The organism is Leptolyngbya subtilissima AS-A7 (assembly GCF_039962255.1).
In the GTDB taxonomy this organism is placed as follows: domain Bacteria; phylum Cyanobacteriota; class Cyanobacteriia; order Phormidesmidales; family Phormidesmidaceae; genus Nodosilinea.
In genome coordinates this window covers 296,693-320,687 of the sequence record NZ_JAMPKY010000008.1, presented here as the reverse complement: position 1 = coordinate 320,687, position 23,995 = coordinate 296,693, and the positions used below count along the sequence as shown (strand labels likewise).

General features: G+C 57.7%; 16 protein-coding genes and 2 pseudogenes. 8 read left to right on the top strand and 10 right to left on the bottom strand.

The window, feature by feature from the left end:
* Positions 1-35: 35 nt before the first annotated feature.
* The 4 genes and pseudogenes from NC979_RS18415 (at position 36) to NC979_RS18405 (ending at position 4,047) form a co-directional block, all read left to right on the top strand.
* On the top strand, positions 36-1,112 hold the full coding sequence (locus tag NC979_RS18415; RefSeq protein ID WP_190519602.1) for a chemotaxis protein CheB: 1,077 nt from the start codon (positions 36-38) through the stop codon (positions 1,110-1,112).
* Positions 1,113-1,582: 470 nt separating this feature from the next.
* A complete protein-coding gene (locus NC979_RS18410; protein ID WP_190519600.1) occupies positions 1,583-2,194 on the top strand; it encodes a chemotaxis protein CheB in 612 nt (203 codons plus the stop codon).
* A 3-nt stretch (positions 2,195-2,197) separates the two neighbouring features.
* Positions 2,198-2,359: pseudogene (locus tag NC979_RS25415) on the top strand (hypothetical protein); the annotation flags it as partial.
* 32 nt (positions 2,360-2,391) lie between these two features.
* Complete coding sequence (locus NC979_RS18405; protein WP_431191085.1) at positions 2,392-4,047, top strand: CheR family methyltransferase; 1,656 nt, start codon at positions 2,392-2,394, stop codon at positions 4,045-4,047.
* Positions 4,048-4,160: 113 nt separating this feature from the next.
* On the opposite strand, the gene NC979_RS18400 is transcribed toward NC979_RS18405, so the two are convergent.
* The 4 genes from NC979_RS18400 to NC979_RS18385 all read right to left on the bottom strand — a co-directional run bounded on the left by NC979_RS18400 (position 4,161) and on the right by NC979_RS18385 (position 10,380).
* Positions 4,161-4,829 (bottom strand): dienelactone hydrolase family protein, encoded by a 669-nt coding sequence (locus NC979_RS18400; RefSeq protein WP_190519598.1) that lies wholly within the window; start codon positions 4,827-4,829, stop codon positions 4,161-4,163.
* A 164-nt stretch (positions 4,830-4,993) separates the two neighbouring features.
* Positions 4,994-7,591, bottom strand: coding sequence for a replicative DNA helicase (locus tag NC979_RS18395; RefSeq protein ID WP_190519597.1), 2,598 nt, complete (start codon positions 7,589-7,591; stop codon positions 4,994-4,996).
* 257 nt (positions 7,592-7,848) lie between these two features.
* Positions 7,849-8,961: a phosphate ABC transporter substrate-binding protein PstS gene (gene pstS / locus NC979_RS18390; protein ID WP_190519595.1), complete on the bottom strand. Its 1,113-nt coding sequence runs from the start codon at positions 8,959-8,961 to the stop codon at positions 7,849-7,851.
* 105 nt (positions 8,962-9,066) lie between these two features.
* Positions 9,067-10,380 carry a sensor histidine kinase gene (locus NC979_RS18385; RefSeq protein WP_190519592.1) on the bottom strand — a complete coding sequence of 438 codons (1,314 nt, stop codon included), beginning with the start codon at positions 10,378-10,380 and terminating at the stop codon, positions 9,067-9,069.
* Between the two features lie 382 nt (positions 10,381-10,762).
* On the opposite strand from NC979_RS18385, the gene NC979_RS18380 reads away from it, so the two are divergent.
* Entirely contained in the window at positions 10,763-11,173 is a 411-nt protein-coding gene (locus NC979_RS18380) for a hypothetical protein (RefSeq protein ID WP_190519590.1), read from the top strand.
* A 40-nt stretch (positions 11,174-11,213) separates the two neighbouring features.
* Here the strand turns inward: NC979_RS18380 and NC979_RS18375 are convergent, their stop codons facing one another.
* The 5 genes from NC979_RS18375 to NC979_RS18355 all read right to left on the bottom strand — a co-directional run bounded on the left by NC979_RS18375 (position 11,214) and on the right by NC979_RS18355 (position 17,580).
* A complete protein-coding gene (locus NC979_RS18375) occupies positions 11,214-12,593 on the bottom strand; it encodes an MATE family efflux transporter (protein WP_190519588.1) in 1,380 nt (459 codons plus the stop codon).
* Positions 12,594-12,738: 145 nt separating this feature from the next.
* Positions 12,739-15,981, bottom strand: a complete 3,243-nt coding sequence (locus NC979_RS18370) for a valine--tRNA ligase (protein ID WP_190519586.1) — start codon at positions 15,979-15,981, stop codon at positions 12,739-12,741.
* Positions 15,982-16,173: 192 nt separating this feature from the next.
* A complete protein-coding gene (locus NC979_RS18365; RefSeq protein WP_190519580.1) occupies positions 16,174-16,662 on the bottom strand; it encodes a PIN domain-containing protein in 489 nt (162 codons plus the stop codon).
* Positions 16,659-16,910, bottom strand: a complete 252-nt coding sequence (locus NC979_RS18360; protein WP_190519577.1) for a UPF0175 family protein — start codon at positions 16,908-16,910, stop codon at positions 16,659-16,661. The genes NC979_RS18365 and NC979_RS18360 overlap by 4 nt, the downstream gene beginning before the upstream one ends.
* An 88-nt stretch (positions 16,911-16,998) precedes the next feature.
* On the bottom strand, positions 16,999-17,580 hold the full coding sequence (locus NC979_RS18355; RefSeq protein ID WP_190519575.1) for a Uma2 family endonuclease: 582 nt from the start codon (positions 17,578-17,580) through the stop codon (positions 16,999-17,001).
* Positions 17,581-17,841: 261 nt separating this feature from the next.
* On the opposite strand from NC979_RS18355, the pseudogene dnaK reads away from it, so the two are divergent.
* The 3 genes and pseudogenes from dnaK to NC979_RS18340 form a co-directional block, all read left to right on the top strand.
* Positions 17,842-19,743, top strand: a pseudogene (gene dnaK, locus NC979_RS18350) (molecular chaperone DnaK); the annotation flags it as partial.
* A 1,073-nt stretch (positions 19,744-20,816) separates the two neighbouring features.
* The gene (locus NC979_RS18345; RefSeq protein ID WP_190519571.1) at positions 20,817-21,764 is read left to right on the top strand and encodes a DnaJ C-terminal domain-containing protein; all 948 of its coding nucleotides are present in this window, start codon (positions 20,817-20,819) and stop codon (positions 21,762-21,764) included.
* A 227-nt stretch (positions 21,765-21,991) separates the two neighbouring features.
* A complete protein-coding gene (locus NC979_RS18340) occupies positions 21,992-22,477 on the top strand; it encodes an allophycocyanin subunit alpha-B (protein ID WP_190519569.1) in 486 nt (161 codons plus the stop codon).
* 113 nt (positions 22,478-22,590) lie between these two features.
* Here the strand turns inward: NC979_RS18340 and hemL are convergent, their stop codons facing one another.
* A complete protein-coding gene (hemL, locus tag NC979_RS18335; RefSeq protein WP_190519567.1) occupies positions 22,591-23,892 on the bottom strand; it encodes a glutamate-1-semialdehyde 2,1-aminomutase in 1,302 nt (433 codons plus the stop codon).
* Positions 23,893-23,995: the final 103 nt, after the last annotated feature.

The window sequence follows — 23,995 nt, the reverse complement described above, 5'->3', positions numbered from 1 at the left end:
TAGTTGTTTGTGGACGCCGCTGGCAGGAGCAGATTATGACCAATTGTCGTGTCGTTGTCATTGGTGCTTCAGCCGGTGGAGTTGAAGCGTTAATGCAGCTCGTTGAACAACTACCCCCTCAGCTCAACGCCGCGGTTTTTGTGGCAGTCCATTTTCCGGCTGGTAGCGTGAGCTTTTTGCCCGATATTCTCAGCCGGGCCAAAACCCTGCCCGCCGTCCATCCCCACAGCGGCGAAACCATTCAGCCAGGGCGCATCTATGTGGCCCCGCCCGACTATCACCTGCTGGTTCATCGCGGCACCATAGAGCTGAACCGAGGCCCCAGAGAAAACGGCCATCGCCCCGCCATCGACGTGCTGTTTCGCTCGGCGGCCCAGGCCCACGGCCCCTACACCGTGGGGGTGGTGCTCACGGGCATGCTAGACGATGGCACCAATGGTCTACAGGTGATCAAGGCCGAGGGCGGGGTCGCCCTCGTGCAAGACCCTGACGAGGCGATGTTTAGAAGCATGCCTGAAAATGCGATCGCCCATGTCGCCGTCGATCGAGTGCTGCCAATTTCCGCTCTAGCTAGCCACATTGTGGATTTAGTGGCAGACGCCACTCAGGAATCTCCTATTACTCAGGAATCTCCTATTACTCAGGAATCTCCTATTACTCAGGAATCTCCTATGACCAATAATCCACCCGTACCCGAAGAGAAAATTGTTGCCGCAGAGAAAGCCGCCGCCGAAGAGGGCCAGCGACCCAATGCCGCCTCCCCATTCACCTGCCCCGACTGTGGTGGCGTGCTGTGGGAAGTGCGAGACGCCTACAATCTGCTGCGATTTCGCTGCCATATCGGTCACGCCTACTCCCTCGACAGTTTGATGTCGCTCCACGGTGAGAATCTAGAGCGCGCCCTGTGGACGGCGGTGCGGGCGATCGAAGAGCGAGCCGCCCTGTCTCGCCGACTAATGGCCTACGCCTATCAGCAAAATCGAACCCAATCAGCCGAACAGTTTTCGAAACGGGCTCGGGAGGCCGAAGAAAACGCTCGCCTCGTCAGGCAGCTCATCCTCAATCAGAAAGAAATTCATCTTCAAGGAGACACCGTTCCTGAGCGTTTATAGACGGGATAAGCACGTCTATAAAGATCTATGCGGGCATTTGAAAAGCGATTTGCTGTAGCTTTAGCTGCCAACTGATTTTTCCTGCTCCTGTCAAAAAGATGGGTGAAAGTCTTTCTTTTAAGAGAGATTAAGGGAATCTTTACTTTCGTTTGGGAAGCAGAACTTTTTCTAAATCAGCCGCTGAAATCATCAATCTCTAGGTAGAAGAGGGACGAAGTCAACGTGACTGTTTATTTCATTTAATTAACTAAAATTAGAGCGCTGCCTCTGACGGTAGAACGAGTCTAAACTAGTTTAGAAATAGGCGTCTGTACCCCTTTTCTAGCTGTTTGGCGGAGCTGGCGATCGCGCTCCAACCCTTTCGAAGTTGAGCCGTGCCTCACCACAGTCTATTGTTTGCCCTGGTTAGGCCTAGGTCGTCATTTCGCCGTCATGCTAGACCAGACACCGGGCTATCGGCCTAAAACCCTATGAACGCTTCGCCGTCCTCAGTGCTATCTTCAGCGGCGCGGTTTGACATCGTGGCGATCGCGGCCTCCGCTGGGGGCATCAAAGCGTTGGCGCAACTGCTGCCCCAGCTGCCCGCCGATTTTGCCGCCGCCATTGTCCTGGTCATTCACCTTGACCCCAACATGGCTAGCCTGCTGCCCCAGGTCTTAAAGCCCATGACGGCGCTCCCCGTCAAAGACGCCAAAACCGGAGAGTTGTTGCAGGCCGGGACGATTTACACAGCGCCCCCAGACCACCACCTGCTGATTGGGGCCGGTCGCACCCTGCGCCTGACCCACACCGCCAAAGTAAACTACTCTCGGTCTGCCGCCGACTGTACCCTAGTATCGGTGGCAGAGCGCTTTGGGGAGCGGGCGATCGCCGTCGTTCTAACCGGCTATGGTCGGGATGGCGCGGCCGGCATTCAGGCCATCAAGCAGCACGGCGGTCGGGTGATTGTGCAAGATCCGGCCACCGCCAATGTGGCCAGCATGCCCCAGATGGCCATTGATACCGGCCAGGTAGACTGGGTTTTGCCCCTAGAGACAATTCCCCAAACCCTGATTAACCTGGTGCAGCAAGCAAGGATATAGTCTGTGGCCTCAAATCTAGAAAGTTCTGACGATGCCGCCTTTAGAACTCTATTAGACTACGTTCGCAGCAACCGGGGGTTTGACTTTACCGGCTACAAACAGCCCAGCCTCATGCGGCGGGTGACCCGCCGCATGCAGACGGTCGGTGTCACCAGTTTTAGCGAATACATCGACTATCTAGAAGTGCATCCCGATGAATTTCAGCAGTTGTTCAACACACTGCTATCAACGTCACCGCATTTTTTCGCGATTCCACCAGCTGGGATGCCCTGCGCACCGACGTCTTACCGACAATTTTTCGCTCCAAGGCAAGCACCGAACCCATCCGAATTTGGAGCGCTGGCTGCGCCTCCGGCGAAGAAACCTACTCCATTGCCATGCTGCTGGCGGAGCTGCTGGGCCTTGAGCAGTTTCAGGCCAGAGTCAAAATCTATGCCACCGATCTCGACGAAGACGCTCTGGCAACGGCGCGCCAGGCCATCTACTCTAGCCACAAGATAGACGGTCTATCAGAAACCCAGCTCAGCACATTTTTTGACCACAAAGACGAAATTTACACCTTTAGCAAAGAGCTGCGGCGATCGGTCATTTTTGGTCGCCACGACCTGGTTCAAGATGCCCCGATCTCTAGGATTGACCTGCTGCTGTGCCGCAACACGTTGATGTATTTCAACGCTGAAACCCAGGCTCGAATTTTGACCCGGTTTCACTTTGCCCTCAACGACAACGGCTATCTGTTCTTGGGCAAAGCCGAAATGCTGCTCACCCACAGCAAACTCTTTAGCCCGGTGCAGCTAAAGGGGCGCATCTTTACTAAGGTGCCTCAGTTGAGCGGGCGCGATCGCCTGCTGATTATGGCTCAAACCGGTCACGAAGCCACTGTCGATGACCTGACCGACCAGCTTCGCTTGCTAGAGACCGCCTTTGACGTCAGCCCAGTGGCCCGCATTGTGCTCAAGCACAACGGCGTGTTGGTTTTGGCCAACCAGCGCGTCAAGGTGCTCTTTGGTCTCTCCCAGCAGGATATCGGTCGCCCCCTGCAAGATTTAGAACTCTCCTACCGCCCCGTAGAGCTGCGCTCTTGCCTAGAAGAAACCTACGAACGCCGCCGCACCGTCAACCTGCCCGATGTCGCCTGGCAAAATCCTCGAGGTGATTCCGTTTTCTTCGAGGTGCAGGTCACCCCGCTGTTTGGCAGCGACAGCGCCATTCTTGGAGCCAGCATTAGCTTTGTCGATATCACCCAGTTCAAACGGTTGCAGGCCGAGCTAGAGCACGCCAACCAAGAGCTAGAGATGGCCTACGAAGAGCTGCAATCCACCAACGAAGAACTAGAAACCACCAATGAAGAGCTGCAATCCACCAACGAAGAACTAGAAACCACCAACGAAGAGCTGCAATCCACCAACGAAGAGTTGGAAACCATGAACGAAGAACTGCAATCGGCCAACGAAGAACTCCAAACCCTCAACGAAGAACTCCAGCGTAGCAGCGGCGACCTAAATCAAAGCAACACGTTTCTAGAATGCGTATTCGCTAGTCTCAAAGGCGGCGTGGCAGTGGTCAACCGCGACCTGCAAGTGCAAATTTGGAATAACAAAGCCGAAGACCTCTGGGGCCTGCGCCCCGAAGAAGTCGTCGGCCAATATTTCCTCAACCTAGATATGGGTCTGCCGGTAGAGCAGCTGCGCCAGCCCATTCGCGACTGCCTGGCCTCAGCCGGCGTCGGCTCCGTCGAGCTGACCATTGAGGCCGTTAACCGCAAGGGCCGCAGCCTAAGCTGCCACATTACCTGCACCCCTTTGGTAAACGCCAAAAAGCAGGTGCAGGGCGTAATCCTGATCATGGAATAGCCGTCATCAGCAGAGAATCGACGAACGACAGCTTTCCCCCAGCGGCAGCCCTACTCCGAGCCCAGGGGATTGGTCCAAACCAGTAGTAATCGGCGTTGGGTAAGGGGCTGACCCTAGCCTAAGTGGGTGGCGAGGAAGGTGAGCGATCGCTCCCAAGCCAGCTGAGTAGCTTCGGGGTCATGAATGTCGTTGTTCTCATTGCCAAAGGCGTGGTGGGCGTCGTACCAGTAAGACTCGTAGTTCACACCGCCCTTTTGGAGCCGCGCTTCAAACGCCTTCACTGCGTCTGGCGAAAAGAACTCGTCTTGCTGGGCAAAGTGCCCTTGGAACGGAATTGCGATCGTGCTGACATCGGCAGCTTCTGCCGGAGGTACCCCGTACCAGCTGATAGCCACGTCAGTCTCGGGGGCGTACACCGCCGCCAGTACCGTCAGTGCCCCGCCCATGCAGTAGCCCATTACCGCCACCTTGGGGCTGGTGGCCTTAAGGTGCTGCACCGCGCCACGAATGTTTTGAGTGGCGGCATCGCCAAAGTCGAGGTCGTTCATCAGGTGCTCGGCCTCGGCGGCTTCTACAGTGACTTCGCCTTTGTAGAGATCGGGCACCAGCACCCGGTAACCCTGCTGAACTAGCTGGTCGGCCACGCCCTTGATCTGATCGTTGAGGCCCCACCACTCTTGAATCACGACAATGCCGGGGGCGGTGCTGCCGCTAGCCGGCTCGACGTAGTAGCCCTGGCACGATTGGCCATCGGGTCGCTTAAAGCTAATCATGTCGCCCATGGAAATCTCCTGAAGTTGAGTTGCGATTCTCTAAAGGAGAGGCTGCGCCAATGCTAGATTACCTCTCAAAGGAGCAAAATCTAAGCGCTAGAAGTTGAGTCGCAGCCCTCCAGAGTTTACGACCAGTGCTCTCCAGCGGTTTCGGTTGAGCCTAACGGCGATCGCTACATACCCGGGGTGGCCAGGTTGCGGAAGCGAGTAAACTGCGGCTCGAACAGCAGCTTGACGGTGCCGGTAGGGCCGTTGCGGTGCTTGGTGATGATGATCTCGGCAATGCCGCGATCGGGGGTGTCGGGGTCGTAGTACTCTTCGCGGTAGAGCATCATGATCAAGTCTGCGTCCTGCTCGATTGCACCTGAGTTGTGGGACACAATGCCGTCTGCTAGCCAAGAGGCAGGCCCTGGTACAGTCAGGTCATACACGGGTTCTTCCCCCGCAGGCTCAATAGAAAGCACTTCATCCCAGAAAATATCTGCTGCGGCAATTTCCTTGAGGGATTCATTGGCCAAAATCTCTGCGTAGCTGAGGAGTGTTTGCCGCGAAGGAGCGAATTTGAAGTGTGATGTCCCGCCGTAGGAGGTGCCTCGCAAGGTTGCCATTTGGCGTTGACTAATGCCCTGGGCTCTCATATCAGCCTTGACTCGCTCAAAAACTTCTCTGGGCAAGGTGTCTCGGTTGGGATTTGAGATGATGCTCTCAAGCTTGAGCCGTAGAGCGGTGGCGGGTTCTACCCTAGGGCCAAAAGCCCCAACCCGAGTTAAGAACCTCAGCTGGTTGACGCTACCCTGAACGTTGACGGTAAAACACTGACTTGGCTGCCAAAACACGGAGGCCCAAATACCAAGCCTTAGGAGTAGAGCGGCAACATCACGGGCCAAGCCCTCACTGCTAGTAGAGAAGAATACGGCGTCTCCGCCTCTGCCCTTGCGTACAGAGATACAGCCATCGGTTGCCCACAAGTGTTTTAGGAGAAGACCTACCTGTTGATTAGAGAGCTGAAATACTTCGGCAGGAATGCGTTTCTCCCGAGAAGGCTGATTAAAGATGCCAAGCTGCCGTAACCAACGATTTACTCCAGCAGGGTGCCAGCGATTGCCGTTACCAGAGATCAAAAGCTGATGCCACTGCCCTCTGCCCCTGTAGCGCTTTACCTCACAGCCAAATTCTTGCTCAGCAGCTAATTTGACGATCTGGCTATTGTCTTCGGAGCTGGTGGTGTATCGAAGGGGCTGCCCCTTGAGGTAGCTACCATCGCCAATTAGCTGCCCTAGTAGTGCCAGCCTTAACTCAGGCCAGGTCTCGGCAACAGCAGGTTCGGGCAGATGCTGAGCCACACCAATACGGCTCCCCTTCTTCAACTGCTCTAATCGCTGCCAGCCATCGAGGGTATAGAGTCGGTGCTTTTCAGTCGCGCGAATTTTGCGTCCGCTGGCTGTGGTCAACTCATAAATTGGGCGAGTACCCACCTGCCAAACTAAGTCGGCCTGAGCCTGGGTCAACTTACCCTGTTCATCTAAACTCACCACGTCTGGGGTGCTGCCTACCAACTCCTGAATCGGTACTCGTCGACCGTCTGCGAGGACAACCAGGGTATCGCCAGTGACGCACTCCCGTAGGTCGCTCATCATTGGACGCTTGTTGGTGCGCGATTCGACGCCCCGGCTGAGCTGGGAGAGGGCGATGATCGGTACGTTGAGTTCGCGGGCGAGACCCTTGAGCGATCGCGTCATCTTCGACAGTTCCTGCACCCGGTTGTCGCCGCCACCCTCCATCAGCTGGAGATAGTCGATCAAAATCAGCCCCAGGGCACCGCCCTGCTCGGCCTGGAGGCGGCGGCAGCGAGAGCGAATCTCGGTCACTGAAATGCTGGGGGTATCGTCGATGAAAATCGGCATCTGGGAGAGAATGCTGATGGCGTGGCCCAGTTTTTCCCACTCGTTCTGGGCAATGCGCCCGGTACGCAAGCGGCTGCTTTCCATCTCCACTTCGCTGGAGAGCAAGCGGTAGACCAGCTGCACCTTCGACATTTCCAGGCTATAAATAGCTACAGGAAGCTTCTGTAAAGCCGCAATGTTGCGAGCTATGTTCAGCACGAAGCTGGTCTTGCCCATTGACGGACGGGCAGCAGCAATAATCAGGTCTGAGCGCTGAAAACCCTGGGTCATGGCATCTAAGTCGTAGAAACCGCAGGGGATGCCAGGCAGCACAACGCCGAGCGATCGCTGCTCGATCTCCGAAAAAGTCTCAATCAAAATATCGGACGTAGAGGTCAAGCCCCCCTGAGGTCGCGACTGGGTAATGCCAAACAGCCGCTGCTCCGACTGATCCATCACATTCTCAATGGGCAACGTCGTGTCGTAGCCCAGCTGAGAAATCTCGCCGCCGGTTTGAATCAGCAGGCGGCGGGTGTACTTATCCATCACCAGGGTGGCGTACTGGTCGATGTTGGCGGCGCTGATGGTGCGATCGACCAGTTGAGCCAGGCGGGTTTGGCCGCCCACCTGTTCGAGCTTGCCGTTGTCCTTCAGCCAGACGGCGATGGTCATCAGATCAGCGGGCTGCCCCTTGGCGTGAAGGGCCAGCGCCCCCTTATAAATATCCCGGTGGGCACCGATGTAAAAGGCGTCGGGGGTGAGAATCTCCATCACCCGGTTAATGGCTTCAGGGTCGAGCAAAATCCCGCCCAGAATGGCCTCTTCGGCCTCGATGTTTTGGGGTGGCAGGCGATCGCTGACCGCATCAAACTTGAGATTCTGAACCATGACCTTGGAGGAGGGGAATAGATTTAATTGTGCTTTAAACTCGTCTTCCCTGGTGTGGCCTAGCCAAACTTAGGAACATGCGCCTAGACTCCCAGCGCGCTCATGGCGAAACAACTCTTCAAAATTGCCCACAGCGCAATAGGGCCTGTAGCTTTTAACCAAGTTTTCCGAGGGCTGTTTTCACGCCAAAAGGCCGCAGCAAACTCTAGCGAGAGCGCCCCGCCTTAGTCGGGTATCGCGGAGTAATGTGGTCTAAATTAGCCCGCGTTAACGGTGTCAAACACCTCTTGAATCCGCTCCACCAGGGGCTCGGGCAGAGGCACATAGAGCAACTCTTCAGCAATGGCGCGGCCTTCGGGGCCGAGGGACCACTCAAACACGTCGCGCATGGCTTCCCACTTGGCTGCGTCTTCGTAGTTCTTATAGATCATCACCCAGGTTAGACCGACGATGGGGTAGGAGTTTTCGCCAGTTGGGTCGGGCACAAGCAGGGCAAAGTCGTCCGGTATTTCTTCATCGAGAAGGGCATTGCCTGCGGTTTCGGGGGAGGGCTCGACGTAGTTGCCGGCGTTGTTTTCCACCAACGCTGAATCAATGTCCTTGAGAGCAGCATAGGCGTAGGACAGATAGCCAATCGCGCCTTCGGTTTGCTGAATCGTAGCAGCTACCCCCTCATTGCCCTGGCCACCAATGCCCACGGGCCAGTCGACGGAGGTGCCAACGCCGCCGGCCCAGCCGTCGCAGACGGTGTCAATGTGGTTGACAAAGACAAAGGTAGTGCCCGAACCGTCGGAGCGGTGAGCCCAAGTGATGGGCAGGTCAGGCATCTCTATGTCGGGGTTGATCGCCGCGATCGCAGCGTCGCTCCACTGGGTAATTTCGCCCGTGACGATGCCGCAGTAGACATCGCGGGAAAGGCGCAGCTCCAGATCGTCAATCCCAGGAAGATTATAGGAGAACGATAATAAACCGCCAGTGATCGGCACCTGAATGGGGGCGTAACCAAAGGCGTCGACGAAAGCCTGGGTGAGATCTTCGGAATCGGTAATTGGGGCCTCAGACGCGCCAAAGTCTACGGTGCCGGCGATGTACTGCTCTAAGCCAGCGCCACTGCCCACCGACTGGTAGCTCACCTGCACATCGAAGTCAACTTGACGGGTATAGGCGTCAAACCAGCGCTGGAAAATCGGCGCAGGAAATGTCGCCCCAGCACCGCTGATCGCAATAGTGGTGCCGCTGCCGTCGCCAGCGGACACCGGGGAAGCATTGGGGTCGGTCTCGGTAGTGGGAGAAGAGCCGCCACCACAGGCCGCTACCGCCAAAACCACGGGCAAAGCCGCCGCTAGCCATACTTTGCGCTCAACAATCATCGGAACAACACTCCGGACAGTTTTTGACGGTCAACGGTAGAGTGAGGGGTTTCAGGCATCTTCCGTAGTGATCTGGCCGACGAGAAATCAATGAAGCGTTTGGGTCTAGCACTTTGCCTTGTAGCCCGAAGTCTGCGGGGGGGCAGGTTGCCCTTGAGCATTGGCGGGCAGGAGCAACGGCAGGGTAATGGTGAAGGTTGACCCCTGGTTTTCGGTGCTGACTACAGTAAGTTTGCCCTGGTGCGCCTGAACAATTTGCTGGGCGATCGCCAGCCCTAGCCCGAAGCCACCAGTATCGCGCGATCGCGCCTTGTCAACCCGGTAAAAGCGGTCAAACACACGGGGCAAATCTGCTGCCGGAATGCCAATGCCGCTGTCCTGCACAGTAATAATAATTCGGTCGACGCGGTGGCTGAGGGAGAGGGCGACCTCTCCGCCGGTAGCAGTGTAGCGGCAGGCATTGCTGAGCAGGTTGGCAATGGCCTGCCGGAGCAAATTGGCGTCTCCATTCACCCAGAGGGGGGCTTGGGGCAGCTCTAGCCGCCACCAAAGCCCCTTAGCCTTGACCTGGGGCTGATACTCGCGGGCGAGTTCTTTCACCAAGAGGGTGAGGTTGCACTGCTGGGTGCCCGACCAGCGATCGGCTGTCACCAGCACAAGCAAACTGTTAATCAGTTGCCCCATTGACTGGGCTAGCCCGGCAATGTGCTGGAGCCGCGCCACCTGCTCTTGGGGCGAAGCCGTCATCAGCCCCAGCTTGGCCTGACTGAGAATGGCGGCCATTGGCGTCCTCAGCTCGTGGCTGGCATCGGCACTAAACTGTTCTAATCGCTGGTACGACAACTGAATGGGCCGCATCACCTGGCCCGCGAACCACCAGCTCAGCAGCCCAATCAGGCCCACCCCCACTGGCAGCCCTAGGCTTAAAACCAGCCGAACTTGGTTGAGGGCGGTTTCTACCGGCACCAGGGTAGTGGCCAGTTCTAGGTGGCCCAGGGTTTGCCCTTCCGACTCAATGGGCACCGTCATCTGGCGCAGGCGTTGGCCCTCGTAGGTCAGAGTTTTGTAGCCCGGCTGAATGTCGCGCTGATCGCCCGACAGCGGCCCAAAAAACATCAGCAGGTGGTTGTTAGTGTCGTACCAGCGGGCGTAGACCAGATCTGAGCTAACGCTGAGGGTGCTGCCCCCGAGCAGCGGCACCGTTTTGATCTGAAACTGCACGGGGTAGGTTGGGTTGGGTGACGAGTCAGCGCCGCCGCTGCTAATCATCAGTTCCGCTTCGCGGTAGAGCTGCTGGTCGAGTTTGTTTAGCTCGCGCTCTACTTCAATGACGTAGAGCAGCCCGCCAAACACCACAAAAACGCTGCCCATGGTCAGCATGAGCCACTGGGTGAGGTGTTTGCGGCTGCGGGTAAACATGGGGAGATGGGGAGACGAGGGATAGGAGGTGAGTGGATGGGATCAGAGGGGCTTAGGCACAGAGTTCGCGAATGCTGAAGCGATCGCCTCTGCCATTGATGGGTGCGAGCCAGGGCTCGGTGCCCAGGACCTACAGGGCTTGTTCTAGCGGGCTGTGGGTTGGCACCCGCTTGGGATAACGCAGCAAGTGTTCTCAGGGCTACAAATCTCGCTTTGCTAGCTTAACCTGCTGTTTACCATTAATTAGTTTACCTAAGGGAAGTGTGAAGAGGAGAGGGGTGGATGGGCAGGTGGATGAGTAGATGGGTGGATGTGATGCTGGTGACGTTAAGCTTTAGAATCATCCCCTACATTACCCACTTCCCACCTTTCCCCATCGCTTATGCCTGCGTTCAAACGTCTCCTTACTCACTCTGGCCTAGAGTTTTGGCTACCCCTGGGGCTGTTGGGGGCCGCATTTTGGCTGGCTGGCTACGGCTGGACTCATCACTACCTGGGGGTGGCAGGCCGGGCGATCGCACCTCTGGTTTTAGCGACCAATGCGGCGGCGCAGGACGAAGGCATTCTCAGCATTCGCGCGGTCATTGACAACGATGGTCAGGCTGGGGCGGCTGGGGGCGATCGCCGGGCGACTCGGGTTGAGGTGATTGTGGTGAAGCCGGTGCCGCGCACCCTCGACTTTTACCTACCGATGCGATCGCCAGCGACCATTGAAGCCGAAATGGCGCAGCGGCTGAATGTTTCTACAGACACCATTCGTCGCCTCATTCGCTACGAAACCGTGCGTCCATAAACTAACCTGGCTCACCGGCCCTAGCGCTTATGTGCCGCCGTCAGACTGCCCGGCTGGGGCGGGTCAAGCGATGGAACCGGACCACAAAAATGATTCCAGCGGTGGCTACCCCAATGGATTGGCCAATCCACAGCCCGACCCCGTCGAGGCCGAGCCAAAAGCCTAGGAGATAGCCCGTAGTCAGCCCTACGCCCCAGAAAGCTAGCCCGCTGAGCACCATAGGCATGCGGGTATCTTGCAGCCCGTAGAGCGCCCCTGAAGCGACTCGCTGGACACCGTCGGTGAGCTGGGCCAATGCCGCCACAAAAAGCATTGGCAGGGCCAGGGCAATTACCGGGGCATTAACTGGATCACGCAGGTCTAGGTAGAGGCCAATAATGGACTGGCGAAATAGCAGGAGGCCGAGGGTGGCTAGCAGCATAAAGACAGCGGCGATCGCCATCGCCACATACCCTGCCCGTCGCGCCGCGCCCATATCCTGCTGACCAAAAGCCAGTCCCACCCGCGCCGTCGCCGCGTAGGACATACCTAGAGGAACCATGAAAATCAGGTAAATCGTTTGATATACGGTCTGGTGGGCGGCCAGCACCTCAGGGCCAAGGATCCCCATCAAAAACGTGACCACAGCAAACAGGCTAAATTCTAAGGCGATGGTGACGGCGATCTCGCCCCCCATGCCCAGCAGCCGACCGACTAGCCGGGGCTGCACCCGGTGCCACCCCCGCCAAAAACGATATTCCTTCAAATTGGGATGCTTGAGGGTGTAGAGCAAAAATAGCCCAAACATCAGCCAGTAGCTCAGTCCGCTGGATAGCCCTAGCCCCCCCAGCCCCAGGGCCGGGAAGCCCCATTTGCCAAACCCTAGGGCATAGTTGCCCACAATGTTAAAGACTGTGCCCACCAGCACAATCACAATCACCACCTGGGCCTCGGCTAGGGCCGCAGCGTAGCCCCGCAGCATGGCAAAGGCTAGAGCCGGAAACGCGCCCCAGAGAATTCCTTGGAAGTAGGGGGCGGTGAGGGTGGCGATCGCCTCGGGCTGCCCTAGCCCCAGCAACATGCGATCGAGCTGGCTCAGCACCGCCATCATCGGCAGACTCAGCCCTAGCGAAAGCCAAAACCCCTGCCGGGCGATTGCCTCAACCTGATCCTTTTGCCCCGCCCCAAAGGCCTGGGCCACCAGCGGCCCCACGGTCATCACAAACCCGCCGATCACCGCCAGCAGTAGCTGAAAGCTAATGGCCGCTAGGCCGCCAGCGGCGAGGGTCTCGGCCCCCAGCCGCCCCATCATTAGGGTGTCGACGAAGCCGACGGCAGCCTGAGCCACTTGGGCTCCGGCCAGGGGCACCGCCAGGGTTAAAAATGCTCGTACCTCTGAGCCAGTTTTGACTTGGGCGACGGATCTGCTCTGTGTACGCATGCAAAGATTGAGCCCAGTTTGGTGAAATGCCCTATGGCTCAGTCAAAATTCCCAATCCTTTGCGGTATCGCATTCCGTAAGGCTTTCTGGGGCAGGGGAAATCGTTCGGAGATTTTGCCGCCAAAGGATTGAGTCCTGTTGCCCCTTACAGCATCGCCAGCCGCGCCTTGAGAATTGTCGCTTGGGCCTCGGCCTCGGCCAGGGAATTGCGGGCTCCCTGCACCACATCGGCGGGGGCTTTATCCACAAAGCCGGGGTTGCTCAGCCGCCCCGAGAGCGACTTGATCTCCGCCTCCACCTTGCCCAGGTCTTTTTCCACCTTGGCTCTGAGGGCATCGACATCTACCACGCCCGTCAAAGGAATGAGTACCTGCACGGTGCCGGTGACCCCAGCAAACAGCTTTTGATTCGGCTCCCCATCCCCTCTAACCGTATCGTGGCCCTCATCGTGGGGGGTGGGGGCACCGTCATCGCTGCCTTCTTGGGGCACGGGCGCAGGCAGCAGGACCGGGGTGGGAGCTGGCGCTGCGATATCGGGGTCAAGCACCTTGTGCCGCCACTGCTGGTAGGTCTGATTGAGGCGGGCGCGATCGCCCCCGCTGAGCAAGTTCTGCCGCACAAAGTTAACCGTCACCCACAGCCCCACCAGCTCCATCAGGGCACTAAAGATGGGGGTGCTGTCAACCGCGCTCACCAACGCCCCCGTAAACTTGAGGGCCACCAGACCCACCAAAATCCACAGCATGGTAAAAGCGGGACGGCGCAAAGCGGTAAAAAACAAGTCGCCGTAGTGCAGAGGGTCGTCAAGCAGGGGCAGCAGGTTGTGCCAGAAGCCTTGCACTTCGGCCACCACCGGGTTGTCGCTCAGCTTTGCCACGGCGTTCGACGCACTGGCGCTTTCCTCTGCGCTGTGGGCTGTAGAGACCGGCTGCTTGCCACCGAGAATCACCAGGGTATCGATTTTGCCCAGGTCTTTGATGTAGTCGGCGGTGGCTTGCAGAATATGGCGCTCGTCAGCACTCTCGCTTTCGAGAATGGTCTCAATGCGCAGGCTGGGTTTAATACCGGCCTCAGCCCGTAGGTTGCGCACAGTGCGCACGGTGTTAAACACCAGAGCAAACTGCTGCTCTAGGGCATCGTCAATGAGGTCAGGCTGCACCGTAGGGTAGGGCTGCACAGCCAAAAACTGGTCGTTGCCCACCTGGTTGAGGGTGTGCCACAGCTCCTCGGTAATGTGGGGCATAAACGGGTGCAGCAGTTTGAGAATGCCGTCGAGCACAAAGGCTAGGGTTTGCTGAGCTGCAGTGAACTTCGACGAGCCTTCCCCTTGGAGGCGGGGCTTGACCAGCTCGATGTACCAGTCGCAGAAGTCGCCCCACACAAATTCGTAAAGGTCTTTGGCGGCTTCGCCCATGCCGTACTGGTCTAGGTTGTCGCGCACGCTCTGCACAACTCGGTTAAAGCGAGACAAAATCCAGCGATCAGCCAGCTCCAGCCCCGCTACATCGGGCACACCTAGGCTGTCGGGAGATTGCCCGCCCAGGTTCATCATTACAAAGCGGGAGGCGTTCCACAGCTTGTTGGTGAAGTTGCGAGAAGCTTCCACCGAGACGGATTCGTCGGTGTTGCGATCGTACTCCAGGCGAATATCCTGACCTGCTCCGGTGACTTCGCGAATCAGGGTGTAGCGCAGGGCGTCGGTGCCGTACTTGTTGATCAGCAGCAGGGGGTCGATGCCGTTATTGGCCGACTTCGACATCTTTTTGTTGTTTTCATCGCGCACCAGACCGTGAATATAGACGGTCTCAAAGGGCATGGTGTCGGTGAAGTGCCCCGCCATCAGAGTCATGCGGGCCACCCAGAAGAAGATGATGTCGAAGCCGGTAACCAGGGTGGTCGTGGGGTAGTAGGTCTGGAAGTCCTGAGCCGATTCATCGGGCCAGCCCATGGTTGAGAAGGGCCACAGGCCTGACGAAAACCAGGTGTCGAGTACGTCGGGGTCGCGCACCAGTTCCACCCATTCACCATAGCGATCGGTGGCCTTTTCCCTAGCCTCTGCTTCGGTGGCTGCCACGAAAAAGGGAGTGTCGTCAGTGATTTCGCCGTTGGTTTCGCTAACGGCGTACCAAGCCGGAATTTGGTGGCCCCACCACAGTTGGCGCGAGATGCACCAGTCTTTGAGGTTGACCAGCCAGTCGCGGTACACCTTCGTCCAGCGCTCGGGCACAAACTTGGGCTCTTGGCGGTTGTCGAGATAGTCCAACGCTTTGTCTGCCAAAGGCCGAATTTTGACGAACCACTGAGTGGAGAGCAGCGGCTCGATGGGCACCTTGCCGCGATCGCTGTAGGGCACCGTGTGGCGGTAGTCCTCGATGCGCACTAGAAAGCCTTCGTTATCGAGCTGACGCACCACTGCACTGCGGGCTTCAAAACGGTCTAGCCCCTGAAAATGGGCAGTGTTTTCATTCATGGTGCCGTCTTTGTTCATGACGGTGACCATGGGCAGGTTGTGGCGCTGGCCCATGGCAAAGTCGTTGGGGTCGTGGGCAGGGGTGACTTTGACGCAGCCGGTGCCAAACTCCGCATCGACGTAGTCATCGGCGATGACAGGAATTTCGCGATTCACAATTGGCAGCGTGAGAGTTTTGCCCACCATGTCGCGGTAGCGATCGTCGTTGGGGTTCACTGCCACTGCCGTGTCACCTAGCATAGTTTCGGGGCGGGTGGTGGCTACTTCCAGGTAGCCCGAGCCATCGGTAAAGGGGTAGCGGAAGTGCCACAGGTGGCCGTCCACCTCCCGCTGCTCCACCTCTAGGTCAGACACCGCTGACTGGCTGGCGGGGCACCAATTGACCATGTAGTTACCCCGGTAGATCAGCCCCTCGTCGTAGAGTTGGGTAAAGGCGGTCAGCACCGCAGTATTGAGCCCTTCATCCATGGTGAAGCGCTCGCGGCTCCAGTCCACCGAGACGCCTAGCTTACGCAGTTGGTTGACGATGGTGCCACCCGACTCAGCCTTCCATTCCCAGGCGCGCTCCAGGTAGCGATCGCGCCCCACATCCTCCTTCTTCAACCCCTCATCTTGGAACTGCCGATCTAAAATCGTGCTCACCGCAATGCTGGCGTGGTCGGTGCCCGGCAGCCACAGGGTGTTGCGCCCAGCCATACGTTGGTAGCGCACCAGAGTGTCGATCAGCGCATTCTCAAAGGCGTGGCCCATGTGCAGACTGCCGGTCACGTTCGGCGGCGGAATCACCACGCAGTAGGGTTCGCCGGGGTGGTCGGGGTCGGCTTTAAAGACCTGGTTCTCTTCCCACTGAGCCTGCCACTTGGTTTCGGTCTGCGTGGGGTCGTACTGGGCGGAGAGAGCGGGAACGGTGGCCGTCATCACAAAACCTGGAGCGCGGGGACTATTGCATTAAAGACAGTGTACCTAGGGATCCTGTCATTTTGATGGTGAACCTGGGGAGTTGCTGGGTATCAAGGGCTAACGGGTTTGAGGTATTAGGTCTAGGGTTTAGGGTTTAAGGTGCAGCCCTGAACCCTGAACCTTAAAACCTGAACCCCGTTCGCTGAGACCTTAGATTTCATCGACAAACTTAAGAATCTTTTGGTAAAGCTGGTGGCTGATGCGAAAACCAGCCAGCTCCACCAGGGCATCCATCACCCGTCGCACGCTGGGAATCAGCGCCCGCTGCTTGGCGACGATGACAATGCCAACGATGCCGATCGCCGACAGACCCAGCGCTTGGGCGACCTGCCGTCCTCTGCGCTCGTTGATCAGCAGTTCGTCGGCGTTGAGCTGAAGGGCTAGGGCCAGAGTTTGGGTTTCGCCCAGGTCGAGCTGCTGGCCCTGCTGCTGGATGGTTGCGATCGCGCTCTCCGTCGGCACCTGCACCTTGACCCAACTGACCGATAGCACCGCCTGAATACGAGCATTCTTAGCTGTTGCCAGCTCCCGCGCCACCACATCTGAAATCACCACAGTGCCGTAGAGCGCCTCCAGCAGCCAGAGACAGTCAATCAGGGCCAAGCTGCCCAGGGATGAAGCATCGCTCACAATGGTCATAGCCAACCCCGGCTGCGCAGGTTTTCAATATCCTTAACAAACTCTTCGGCATCGTAATGAGCACAAACGCCGCGACTGCCGATGATTTTTTGAAACTCCATCAGGTGAATGCCTGCGATCTGGCTGGCGATGCCTAGGGTAACCCGCTCCTGCTCAAACAGGGAAATCGCCATTTCCCGCAGCCAATCGGACTTAGAAAAGGTTGGGCATTGGGCGACTTCATCAGGAATATTCAGGTTGATGCGCATAGAGGGTGGTTACCCTGAGGATTGTCATTGAAAGTCTGCGAGCAGGGTGCGATGCGGTCAATAAAACTGCACCTCTAACAATGGCGTTTTATTCCGGCAACCCTGCCGCAAAAAGCTGAGCGGCGGTCAGAGTGAGATTTGTGAACTGGGCCGACTCTATCCGTTGCTCTCCGGCAAAGGTTCCTACCGGGGCAAACCCCTGACCCTGCTGCGCCAGTACCAGCACCGTGCGATCTTGGGGGTTGATGATCCAGTATTCAGGAATGCCTAAGTCTTCGTACTGGGCACGCTTAGCTACGTAGTCGCGCTCCCACTGCAATTCTCCAGGGCTAACTACCTCGACCACTAGTGCTGGGGGTAGTATCGTCAGGCGAATGGTGTTGCGCTTCGCCAATAGCTCAATGTGTTCAGGCTGAATTACCGTCAGGTCAGGATAACGATTTTTCGGTTCACCCCTGACTTCTAGCTCCAGGCCATGCCCCCGCACCCGGTCTATTCCTAATAGCAGTGCAAAGATTAGCAGCAGGCGATTGGCAATTTGTACGTTTTGCCCCGACTCTGGTGGCACCGCAATTAGTTCTCCATTAAATAGCTCGTAAAAATGTTCCGTGCCGTCGTCGTAGGCCAGATATTCTTCAAAGCTATAGAACCTGGGCCGCGTCTGCACCATAAACCAAAGAAGGCTAAGCGCTCTCAAGATAGCTCCAGTCTAGGCCATTCCTCGGCTCAGAGATACTGCTAAGCCAATCACCTTTATCCTCTCTCTTTCAACCTTTACTAAGCCTCCAAAAGCCGTGCGGTAGAATCTAGGCCAGCCTGTGACAGACTATCATTAAGAAAGTTGATGTAAGTAGGTTGGCAGAAGCGATGCCCCCTCGGTGCTAACCTTCATTGAGCACGCAGTCCGACAGATAAGGAGACGCCAGAGCGCATGGGAAAAGTAGTTGGCATCGACCTGGGTACGACCAACTCCGTGGTCTCTGTAATGGAGGGCGGCAAGCCGGTAGTGATTGCCAACGCCGAAGGGATGCGGACTACGCCTTCGGTAGTGGCGTTTAGCAAAGAGGGCGAGCGGCTGGTGGGGCAGATGGCCCGCAGGCAGGCGGTGCTCAATCCCCAAAACACCTTTTATAGTGTCAAGCGCTATATGGGTCGTCGCTACGCCGAGCTCGACCCATCCTCTAAGCGGGTGCCCTACACGATTCGCCGCGATGATTTAGGCAACGTCAAAATTCGCTGCCCCCGCCTTGAAAAAGATTTTGCCCCCGAAGAAATTTCGGCCATCGTGCTGCGCAAGCTGGCGGATGAGGCCAGTCGCTACCTGGGCCAGCCAGTGACCGGGGCGGTGATCACCGTGCCCGCCTACTTTAACGACGCCCAGCGCCAGGCCACCCGCAACGCCGGGCGGATCGCCGGGCTGGAAGTCAAGCGCATTTTGAACGAGCCCACGGCGGCAGCGTTGGCTTACGGTCTCGACCAGGTGCAGAACGAAACCATTCTGGTGTTTGACTTGGGGGGCGGCACCTTTGACGTGTCGATTCTCGACGTGGGCGATGGGGTGTTTGAGGTACGCTCGACCTCGGGCGATACCCAGCTGGGCGGCACCAACTTCGACACCAAAATTGTTGACTGGCTGGCCGATGAATTCCTTGAAAAAGAGGGCATTGACCTACGCAAAGATCGTCAGGCGCTCCAGCGATTAACTGAGGCGGCCGAGAAAGCCAAGATTGAGCTTTCTGGCGTGGCCAGCACCGAAATCAGCCTGCCGTTTATTACTGCTAGCCCTGAAGGTCCTAAGCATATCGAGACGCGCCTGAGCCGATCGCAGTTCGAAGGCCTCTGCGGCGACTTGGTCAGCGCCCTGCGCGCGCCCCTCAAGCAGGCCCTCAGCGATGCGGGCCTCACCCCCAACGACATCGACGAAGTGGTGCTGGTGGGCGGCGGCAGCCGCATGCCCATGGTGCAGAACTTGGTGCGCGGTCTGATCGGCCTCGAACCCAGCCAAAACGTGAACCCTGACGAAGCCGTGGCTGTAGGTGCTGCCGTGCAGGCAGGCATCATCACCCAGGAAGTGCAGGACATCATGCTGCTAGATGTCACCTCGCTCTCTCTAGGGCTGGAGACTATCGGCGGCGTGATGAAGAAGGTGATTCCCCGCAACACCACGATTCCGGTGCGGCGATCGGATATTTTCTCCACCTCTGAAAACAACCAGACCTCGGTAGAAGTGCACGTGCTCCAGGGCGAGCGCGAAATGGGAGCCGACAACAAGTCTCTGGGTCGCTTCAAGTTGATGGGCATTCCCCCCGCACCGCGCGGCGTACCCCAGGTGCTGGTATCCTTTGACATCGACGCTAACGGCATTCTGCAAGTGTCGGCCATGGATAAGACCACCGGGCGCGAGCAGAGTTTGACCGTCCAGGGCGCTTCTAATCTCGAAGAAGGCGAAGTGCAGCGGATGATTCGCGAGGCGGAGGAGTTTGCCGAAACCGATCGCCTCCAGCGCGAGCGAGTTGAGAAGCGCAACCGAGCCGAGGCGCTGACTTTCCAGGCCGAGCGACTGCTGCGGGAGGTAGCCCTCGACTTTGGCATGCAGTTTGCCCGCGATCGCCGGCGCCGCATCGAAGGGCTAGTGCAAGAGCTACGCGACTACCTAGAGAAAAGCGACGAGCGAGGCATCGACATTGCCCAGGCCGAGCTGCAAGACGAACTCTACGACCTCAACCGCGAGGCCTACCTCTACGAAGCTGAAGATGCTCCCGAAGGCGGCATCCTCGGCCAGATCGGCAATACCCTAAAGAAGACCTTCTCCTTCGACGATGACCTGGATGCGCGGCCCAACTACGGCTATCAGGGATCTACTACTTGGGGCAACTGGGACGACGACTGGGACTACGACAATCGTGGCGGAGCGGGTGGCCAGCGCTACAATAGCCCAGCTTACGACAACCGGGCCTACGGAACGACCGGCTACAACGGCCAGGGTTACAACAACCCGAACTACGACAGCCCAGGATACAGCGATCAGGGCTACGGCAATCAGGGGTACAGTGAACGTTCTAGCGGCGGCTCTAGCTACGGCAACTCTGGCTATGACCAGGGCTATGGCAATGGCTACGACCGCCCCCAAGAACCCAGCCGCCCCCAGCCGCCCACATCGGACTATGGACGTCAAGACTATGGCCGCCAGGACTATGGGCAACCTGGCTACGATCGCCAGGATTACGATCGCCAAGACTACAGACCGTCGACCGATACCCCATCCGCTGCCGACGACTATCGTAGCTATGATCAGCCCAGCTATGGCCGCCAAGACTACGGTCAAGACGCCCCAAGAACGCAAAATTCTGAGCCCGCCCGCCCTAGCTATGGCGATGCGGGTTACGGTCAATCGACCTACGATGACCCACGCTACGACCGGCCTAGCGCCCCTGAGCCAGGCTACGGCGATGCCGACTATCGCGACGCTGAAACAGAGCGCTCTGGAAACCGTGGTTACGATGATCAGGGCTATGACCCTTACGCTCGCGATGCGTCTCCAGCAGATCGACCTAATCCCGCCTCCGCCGCTCCTCGCCGAGACAACAGTTGGGAAGACGACCCCTGGGGGCAGCCCGCATCGGCGAACCGTCCCGCTGAAAACCCGGCTCCAGAGACGCGCGCGCGGCCTGCACCCGCCGAACGCGGCGCTGATGCTGCGAGATCGGTACCCCCTCGCCAAGACAATCGCCGCCCTGCCCCTCGCTACGACGGTGACAACTGGAGCGATCGCGACGAGTGGCTCTAACCCACCCTTCACTTCGCCCTGCCAGCTAGGGGAGCGAACCGGCCAACAGAACCATCCACTCCCCTACCCGCCTACCCATCCACTCATCTACCCCCTACCCGCCCACCTATCCACCCTGCATGGAGAACTTTCGGAACTACTACGACATTCTGGGGGTTTCCAGAGAAGCAACGTTTAGTGACATCAAGCAGGCCTACCGCAAGCTCGCCCGACAGTACCACCCCGACCTCAACCCTGGCGACCAGGCCGCAGAGGATCAGTTCAAGCTGATCAGCGAAGCCTACACCGTGCTCTCCGACGACGAAAAACGCGCCCAGTACGAGAAATTCAGCGAGTACTGGCAGCAGGAGGGCTTTAAGAAAGGCCAGGGTAAATCTGTCGTCAGCGATTTTTTCGGTGGGCGGATTTCCTTAGAAGACTTTGGCTTTGGCGAATTTCCCGACTTCAATGTTTTTGTTGACCAGCTTCTCAACCGTCGCCCAGCCCGCCGTAGCGCTAGCGATGACGACGGCTATGCGGCCAATACCGCTACCTATAGCCCATCTACTACTACTGGCCGCCGCGATGCCGAGGCCGACCTCACTGTTCCCCTAGAAAAAGCCTTTCGAGGCGGGCGCGAGCGTATTCGCCTAGAGGATGGGCGATCGCTAGAGGTCAATATGCCCGCTGGCATGGTCACTGGTCAGCGCATTCGCTTGCGGGGCCAGGGTGTGGGCGGTGGCAACTTGTACCTGCGCATTCAGGTTGACCCCCATCCCTTCTACACCCTCCGAGGCAACGATGTGTATTGCCGTGTGCCCATCACCCCCAGCGAAGCTGCCCTAGGCAGCACCATCGATATCCCCACGCTGGATGGTCCCTTGCGCACCCCCCTACCCCAGGGAGCGCAAACCGGACAAATTATCCAGCTGCCGGGGCGGGGCTATCCCGTTGGCCGAGACCGGGGCGATCAGATTGTGGAGCTAGAGGTGGTAGTGCCGACGGGGCTAAGCGATCGCGAAAAAGCTCTTTACGAAGAGCTCCGCCAAACCGAACGCTTCCGCCCCCGCGCTGACCTTTTCACCTAATCGATTGTTGCAAAAGCGTTACGAAATCCCCCTGTTTTCTCACCAGAAGAATATTGCGTAATCCCTAAAAATTCCCTATAGAATGGACGTTTTAGCCTAGTTCTCGCCACGGCAAACCCACTCGGAGCGCCGTTAGCATCGACAACTAAATGAGAATTTAGCTTTCCCTGATGGCCCCCAAGTCGCTAAACTAGCTATGGAAAAAGGTCATCCCGTCATTTTTAACTATGTCTGTTGTTAGCCAAGTTATTTTGAATGCCGACGACGAGCTGCGCTACCCAACCACCGGCGAGCTCAAGGCCATTGAAGAATTTTTGAAGACTGGCGAGCAGCGCACCCGCATTGCCGCTACTTTGTCTGAAAACGAGAAAAAGATTGTTGACCAGGCCAGCAGAGAGCTATGGCGGCGACGACCCGACTTCATCGCCCCCGGCGGCAATGCCTATGGTCAAAAGCAGCGGTCTCTCTGCATTCGTGACTACGGCTGGTACCTGCGCCTCGTCACCTACGGCGTGCTGGCTGGTGACCAGACCCCCATTGAGGCCATTGGCATTGTGGGCGTCCGCGAAATGTACAACGCTCTAGACGTACCCGTGCCCGGCATGGCTGAAGCCATCCGCTGCCTAAAAGAGGCTTCTCTGAATCTGCTGTCTGACGAAGACGCCGCCGAAGCTCAGCCCTACTTTGACTACATCATCCAGGCGATGTCGTAGTTTTAGAGCAACCTAAAAACCCCGGATTCTTCGAGAATCCGGGGTTTTGCTTTAGGTGGGCTAACTGTCCTGGGGTGCGTCACCCCGAGCGGTGACGCACCAGACTGAACGAGTTACAGGGTTGCCAGCACGTCGCGGGCGGCTGCGATCGTGGCGTCAATATCCGCGTCGGTGTGGGCTAAGGAAGTAAACCCGGCCTCAAACTGCGACGGTGCCAAGTAGACGCCGCGCTCTAACATGCCCCGGTGGAAGCGGCTAAACTTCTCCAGATCGGCCCCCTTAGCGTCTTCAAAGTTGCTGATCGGCCCCGCATGGAAGAACATGCCAAACATAGCGCTGATGTGGCCACCATACACCTCATGGCCTGCATCTCGAGCCACCTGAAGTAGACCGTCGATGAGCTTCTTCGTCAGGCGATCGAGCTCGTCGTAGGTGCCGGGGCGCTGGAGCAACTCCAGGGTTTTAATGCCGGCAGTCATGGCTAAGGGATTCCCCGATAGGGTGCCCGCCTGGTAGACCGGACCCGCAGGAGCAATCATTTCCATGATGTCGCGGCGACCGCCGTAGGCGCCTACGGGCAAGCCACCGCCAATCACCTTACCCAAGGTGGTGAGGTCGGGGGTGACGTTGAACTTGGCCTGGGCGCCGCCGTAGGCAATGCGGAAGCCAGTCATCACTTCATCGAACACCAGCAGCGCATCGTTTTCGCGGGTGATTTCTCGCAACCCTTCTAGAAAGCCGCCATCGGGAGTGATAAACCCGGCGTTACCTACCACTGGCTCTAGAATCACCCCAGCAATTTCCCCAGGGTTTTGGGCAAAGAGGGCCTTGACCGCTTCAAGATCATTGTAGGGGGCGGTCAGGGTGTCGCTGGTGGCTGATTTGGGCACCCCTGGAGAATCAGGCAAGCCTAGGGTTGCAACCCCAGAACCTGCCTGCACTAAGAACATGTCGGCGTGGCCGTGATAGCAACCTGAGAATTTAATGATTTTGTTGCGACCGGTGTAGGCCCGCATTAGCCGCAACACGGCCATACAGGCTTCAGTGCCAGAGTTCACAAAGCGCACCATCTCAATGCTAGGCACGGCCTGAATCACCATTTCGGCCAGCACGTTTTCAAGGTAGCAGGGCGCGCCAAAACTGGTGCCTTTTTCTAAAGCCGCTGCTAGAGCCGCCAGCACTTCGGGGTGGGCGTGACCGCAGATAGCTGGGCCCCAGGTACCGACGTAGTCGATGTACTGGTTACCGTCGACATCCCAAATGTAGGCGCCCTTGACGCGGTCAAATACGATGGGCTGCCCGCCCACTGATTTGAAGGCCCGTACTGGAGAGTTAACGCCGCCCGGCATGAGGTTTTGGGCAGCGGAAAAAATTTCTTGTGATTTTGCTGTTTTAAACGGGGCTGTACTGACCAAAGCACGTTCCTCTCAGAGTCCAAAGTCATTCGGCGGCCTAGATTGAAACCGCCTGAATGTTAGCTCTGATCATTATCCTATTGATTGGATAAGGCACACCTGT

Excerpts from the sequence above, each read along its gene's own strand:
- NC979_RS18340 (WP_190519569.1), top strand. The coding sequence starts at position 21,992 with ATGTCTGTTGTTAGCCAAGTTATTTTGAATGCCGACGACGAGCTGCGC.
- NC979_RS18410 (WP_190519600.1), top strand. The coding sequence starts at position 1,583 with ATGAACGCTTCGCCGTCCTCAGTGCTATCTTCAGCGGCGCGGTTTGAC.
- NC979_RS18370 (WP_190519586.1), bottom strand. The coding sequence starts at position 15,981 with ATGACGGCCACCGTTCCCGCTCTCTCCGCCCAGTACGACCCCACGCAG.
- NC979_RS18380 (WP_190519590.1), top strand. The coding sequence starts at position 10,763 with ATGCCTGCGTTCAAACGTCTCCTTACTCACTCTGGCCTAGAGTTTTGG.
- NC979_RS18365 (WP_190519580.1), bottom strand. The coding sequence starts at position 16,662 with ATGACCATTGTGAGCGATGCTTCATCCCTGGGCAGCTTGGCCCTGATT.
- NC979_RS18395 (WP_190519597.1), bottom strand. The coding sequence starts at position 7,591 with ATGGTTCAGAATCTCAAGTTTGATGCGGTCAGCGATCGCCTGCCACCC.
- NC979_RS18400 (WP_190519598.1), bottom strand. The coding sequence starts at position 4,829 with ATGGGCGACATGATTAGCTTTAAGCGACCCGATGGCCAATCGTGCCAG.
- NC979_RS18355 (WP_190519575.1), bottom strand. The coding sequence starts at position 17,580 with ATGGTGCAGACGCGGCCCAGGTTCTATAGCTTTGAAGAATATCTGGCC.
- pstS (WP_190519595.1), bottom strand. The coding sequence starts at position 8,961 with ATGATTGTTGAGCGCAAAGTATGGCTAGCGGCGGCTTTGCCCGTGGTT.
- NC979_RS18360 (WP_190519577.1), bottom strand. The coding sequence starts at position 16,910 with ATGCGCATCAACCTGAATATTCCTGATGAAGTCGCCCAATGCCCAACC.
- NC979_RS18385 (WP_190519592.1), bottom strand. The coding sequence starts at position 10,380 with ATGTTTACCCGCAGCCGCAAACACCTCACCCAGTGGCTCATGCTGACC.
- NC979_RS18415 (WP_190519602.1), top strand. The coding sequence starts at position 36 with ATGACCAATTGTCGTGTCGTTGTCATTGGTGCTTCAGCCGGTGGAGTT.
- NC979_RS18375 (WP_190519588.1), bottom strand. The coding sequence starts at position 12,593 with ATGCGTACACAGAGCAGATCCGTCGCCCAAGTCAAAACTGGCTCAGAG.
- NC979_RS18345 (WP_190519571.1), top strand. The coding sequence starts at position 20,817 with ATGGAGAACTTTCGGAACTACTACGACATTCTGGGGGTTTCCAGAGAA.